The 4,744-nt window shown below is 60.1% G+C and carries 4 protein-coding genes; 3 read left to right on the plus strand and 1 reads right to left on the minus strand.

The features are described 5' to 3' along the window. A partial coding sequence (locus AC1D1P_RS14585; RefSeq protein WP_477673479.1) for a 3'-5' exonuclease occupies positions 1–2,022 on the plus strand: 2,022 nt, incomplete at its 5' end. A 51-nt stretch (positions 2,023–2,073) separates the two neighbouring features. Further along, the gene (locus tag AC1D1P_RS14590; RefSeq protein WP_477668014.1) at positions 2,074–2,475 is read left to right on the plus strand and encodes a hypothetical protein; all 402 of its coding nucleotides are present in this window, start codon (positions 2,074–2,076) and stop codon (positions 2,473–2,475) included. Here AC1D1P_RS14590 and AC1D1P_RS14595 read toward each other — a convergent pair. Then, complete coding sequence (locus AC1D1P_RS14595) at positions 2,468–3,625, minus strand: ABC transporter substrate-binding protein (RefSeq protein WP_477668013.1); 1,158 nt, start codon at positions 3,623–3,625, stop codon at positions 2,468–2,470. The two genes, AC1D1P_RS14590 and AC1D1P_RS14595, sit on opposite strands and share 8 nt — an antisense overlap. Positions 3,626–3,809: 184 nt before the next feature. Here AC1D1P_RS14595 and AC1D1P_RS14600 point away from each other — a divergent pair, with 184 nt between their 5' ends. Next, complete coding sequence (locus AC1D1P_RS14600) at positions 3,810–4,646, plus strand: IclR family transcriptional regulator (protein WP_477673480.1); 837 nt, start codon at positions 3,810–3,812, stop codon at positions 4,644–4,646. Positions 4,647–4,744: the final 98 nt, after the last annotated feature.

Raw genomic sequence — 4,744 nt, forward strand, 5'->3', positions numbered from 1 at the left:
GACGAACGGTTTCCGCCCAAGCAACTGATGTGGTTTATTGCCGGCAACAAGGAAGACGGCCTGCGCGCCAAAGACGTGCAGGTGCGCGACGAAGAAGGCCGCAAGAAGGTCGAAATTTATGCCCTGTACGAGGAACAATGCCAGCGCGAAGGCGTGGTCGATTTCGGTGAACTCATGCTGCGCAGCTATGAACTGCTGCGCGACAACGCCCCCGTGCGCGAGCACTACCAGCGGCGCTTTCGCCATATCCTGATTGACGAGTTTCAGGACACCAACAAGCTGCAGTACGCCTGGATCAAGATGCTGGCGGGGCAAGGGCCCGATGCGACCCAGGGCGCGGACGCCATGCCGGGCGGCTCCGTGGTGGCGGTGGGTGATGACGACCAGAGCATTTACGCTTTTCGCGGCGCGCGTGTGGGCAACATGGCTGACTTTGTGCGCGAGTTCGAGGTGACACATCAGATCAAACTCGAGCGCAACTACCGCAGCTTCGGCAATATTCTTGATTCAGCCAACGAGCTGATCAGCCACAACAGCAAACGCCTGGGCAAAAACCTGCGCACCGAAGCGGGGCCGGGCGAGCCGGTGCGTGTGTACGAGTCGACCAGTGATTTTGCCGAGGCCCAGTGGTTTGTGGATGAAGTCAAGCAACTGGTACGTGACGGCACCGAGCGCAAGGAGATCGCGCTGCTCTACCGCAGCAATGCGCAAAGCCGGGTGATGGAGACAGCGCTCTTCAATGCCGGTGTGCCTTATCGCGTCTATGGCGGCCTGCGCTTTTTCGAGCGCGCTGAAATCAAGCATGCACTCGCCTACCTGCGCCTGCTGGAGAACCCGCACGACGACACCAGCTTCATGCGTGTCGTCAATTTTCCGCCGCGCGGGATTGGCGCGCGCAGCATTGAGCAGCTGCAGGATATTTCGCGCGCGGCCGGCTGTTCGCTGTACGACGGCGTGAGTGCCGTGCCGGGCAAGGCAGGCGCGAACCTCGGCGCCTTTGCCGCCAAGATCCAGGTGCTGAGCGAGCAGACCACGGGGCTGACGCTGCGGGAGATCATTGAACTGGTGCTGCAGCACAGCGGGCTGGAAGAACACTACAAGACCGAAAAGGAAGGCCAGGACCGGCTGGAGAATCTGGCCGAACTGGTCAATGCCGCCGAGTCTTTCGTCAGCCAGGAAGGCTTTGGCCGTGATGCCGTTGCGCTGCCGGTCGATGAACTGGGCGGGCGGCTCACGCAGTCGCCGGCCAGCCAGGGGCTGGATGCGTCTGCGCCGCTGGTGAACGAGCCCTTGCCTGAGGCGCTGGCACCCGACATTGAAACCGGCGAGACGTTGTCGCCCCTGGCGGCCTTCCTCACGCACGCCGCGCTGGAGTCGGGCGACAACCAGGCCCAGGCCGGACAGGATGCAGTGCAGCTCATGACCGTGCATTCGTCCAAGGGGCTGGAGTTTGACTGCGTGTTCATCACCGGCCTGGAGGACGGCATCTTCCCGCACGAGAACTCGATGAGCGACCGCGATGGCCTGGAAGAAGAACGCCGCTTGATGTATGTCGCGATCACGCGCGCGCGCAAGCGCCTGTACCTCAGTCATTCGCAAACCCGCATGCTGCATGGTCAGACGCGCTACAACCTCAAGAGCCGGTTTTTTGACGAGTTGCCGGAAGCCGCCCTCAAGTGGATCACGCCGAAGAATCCCGGTTTTGCGTCGGGAATGGGTTCCGGCGGATGGCCTGGTGCTAGCAATTCAGGAGCTGGTGGCGCACGTGGAGATTGGGCTAGCGGCGTTTTTTCTTCAAAATCCGGCAGCGCAGAGCGTTTTGCCAACCCACCGGTGCCGCCTCAGAAGAATGCGCCTTCGCATGGACTCAAAAGCGGCATGGAAGTGTTCCATGCCAAGTTCGGCGAAGGAAAAGTGCTGATGCTGGAGGGCAGCGGTGACGATGCACGCGCACAGATCAACTTCACGCGGCACGGTGTGAAGTGGCTGGCCCTGAGCGTGGCCAAACTGACGGTGGTGTAGTTGCCGCGCCGCTTGCGGCATTTTGTTGAATTCAAACTGACGGGAAAAAAAATGACAGAGACAAATTCCGAAACCGGAATCGAGACCGGAAAAAGTGAAGGCACTGAACCCCCTGAAAGCCCGTCAGCGATTTATGTTCCGCACCAGGAATTCCGCACCGGCCTGCCGCACGGCCGGTTCCGCGTGATCGTGAATCCGGAGCGTGCGCAAAAATACGTCAAGCACCGCCTGTTTGTTGTCGGCATTTCCTTGCCCCTCCTGGGCATCGGTGTGGTGCTTTCCATGTACGGCTACCTCTGGGTGGGCCTGCCGATGGTCGTCGTCGGCGTGTTGATGCACAGGGTTATCAAGGCCCATGCGCCCAGGATTCTGCTGCACCTAGCGCTGAACGACGCCAAGACCTACGAGGAAGCGATGGAGTACGAGATCCTGGAAGTGCGCCGCGCTACTTGAGCAACCTGCCGTCGCGGCCGATCACGGTCACTTCAACAAACTTCGAGCCGACACGGTTCTCCGGCGAAAAGCTGACCTTGAAGCCTCCTGCGTCGTAGTTGTTCATCTTCTCCAGCTGGGTGATGATTTTCTGGCGCGTTGGATCGGCACCGCTGCGGCGCATGGCTTCAACAAGAATCTTGGCTGCAATGAAGGACTCCATGCTGGCGTAGGAGACCACCTTGTCCGGCTGGTATTTGGCCATCAGGGTCTGGAACTCGCGGGCCACCGGCGCCAGGGTGGAATAAGGGTAGGGCATGACCTGGGAAATACCGATGCCGCGGGCGTTGTCCTCCCCGGCATTTTTGAGCAGTTCCTTGAAATTCACCACCGAGATACTGAACAGGCGAGCCTTGCTGCCTTGTGCCCGCATCTTCTTGATGAAAGCGGCGGAGGCGCGGTTGACTGAAACCATGATGATGGCGTCAGGATTGGCCGGGGTGATGGCCGCGACCGCTCCATCGACTTCCTCAGGCTTGGTGCGGTCGTAGTTGCCCGTGGCCACGGCCGTCATGCCCAGTTTTTTCAGCGCGCTTTCCGCACCTGCCAGGCCGCTTTTGCCGAAGGGGTCGTCCTGGTACATCACCGCGAAGCGGCGCAGGCCAATGGTGTGCAGGTGTTCCACCATGCGGGCAGTTTCGTCGGCGTAGCTGGCCCGGATGTGGAAAATCAGGGGGTTGACCGGGTCACGCAAATCCTGGGCGCCCGTGTAAGGTGCCAGCAGGGCGATGCCCGCTTCCTCAAGCACCTTGTTCTTGTTCAGGGCCAGCACGTTGCCGGTTCCGACAAAACCGAACAGTGCCAAAGGCTTTTCCTCGGCCAGCAGCTGGCGCGTCAGGGCAAGGGTCTGCTCCGGCTTGTAGCTGTCGTCTTTCAGTGCGACGCGTATCTTGCGACCATAAATTCCGCCGTTGTCGTTGACATAGGCGAAATACGCAGCGCCGCCGGCCACGTATTCGTTACCGGTTCCGGCGATGGTGCCTGTCAGCGGCGCCACCTGACCGATCACCAGATCTTCGCGTGCCGGCGCCGCCTGCCCGGAAAGGACAACCGACAGCAGGGCGGCAAAGCTCAGGGCTTTGGCCATGAGATGAATTTTTTTGTGTTCCATCAGTCTTCCTGGTTAATTAAGATTACTTACTTGTTCTGCATTGCAGAACTATTTTCCTGATCATTGTTCAAATTGTGAAACATTAGGATACATTTTCACTAGTGGATTTCCCTTGAGTGATGAGTGCAATGACGTCTGGGTGCCACAATCGCTGGACTTTTTATTCCGCAATGCAGAACTGGTAATGTCCCAATCTCCTGTTCCCACCAGGTCGGCCCCCGGAACGGTCAGCCCCGTCCATGCCAAGGAGGATCGGCACTTTGTGACGGCATTGGCACGCGGCCTGGATGTGCTCAGTGCTTTTCGCTCGCGAGACCGGTCCTTGGGCAACACGGAACTGGCACGCCGTTGCGGCCTGCCCAAGTCAACGATTTCGCGTTTGAYCTATACGCTGACCAAGCATGGCTACCTCGAGCATGCGCAGGACGCCAGCGGTCGCGCCGGTTATCGCCTGGGTAGTGCGGTACTGGCGCTGGGCAGCGCCATGCTGGCGCGCATGGACATGCGGCAGCTCGCCAGGCCGCTGATGCAGGATCTCGCCGACAGTTCGCAGGCCATGGTGTCGTTGGGGATACGCGATCGCCTGAGCATGATTTATGTGGAAAACTGCCGCAGCGAATCTGCGCTCACGCTCAGCCTGGACGTAGGTTCGCGCATTCCACTGGCCAGCACTGCGATGGGGCGAGCCTACCTGTGCGGCTGTTCGGATAAGGAGCGTGAGACCCTGCTTGAGCGTATTCGGGTCCAGGACGAGGAAGCGTGGCCTAAAACCCGCGAGGTGATGGCGCTGGCGCTGGCGCATTACCGCGATCACGGCTGCTGCGCGTCTTTTGGTGATTGGCAGAAGGACGTTAACGCTATTGCTGCTGCATTCCGGCCACCGGGTAGACGCTCCGTCATGGTGGTGAGCTGCGGCGGCCCGGGGTTCAATCTTTCGCCGCATTTCCTGATGACGCAGGTGCAGCCGCAACTGGTGGCATTGGTCAGGCGGCTGCAAAACGCATCCGGCGATGCCTTATAGGCAGCGCCGGTGAGGCCGGGTCAGTAGGTCATTTTTCCGCTGCCGTCCTTGATCCCTTTCCTGCCTGCAATTTGCCAGGAGGTACGCTGATCGATCAG

The organism is Polaromonas sp. P1_E1_2, assembly GCF_056406035.1.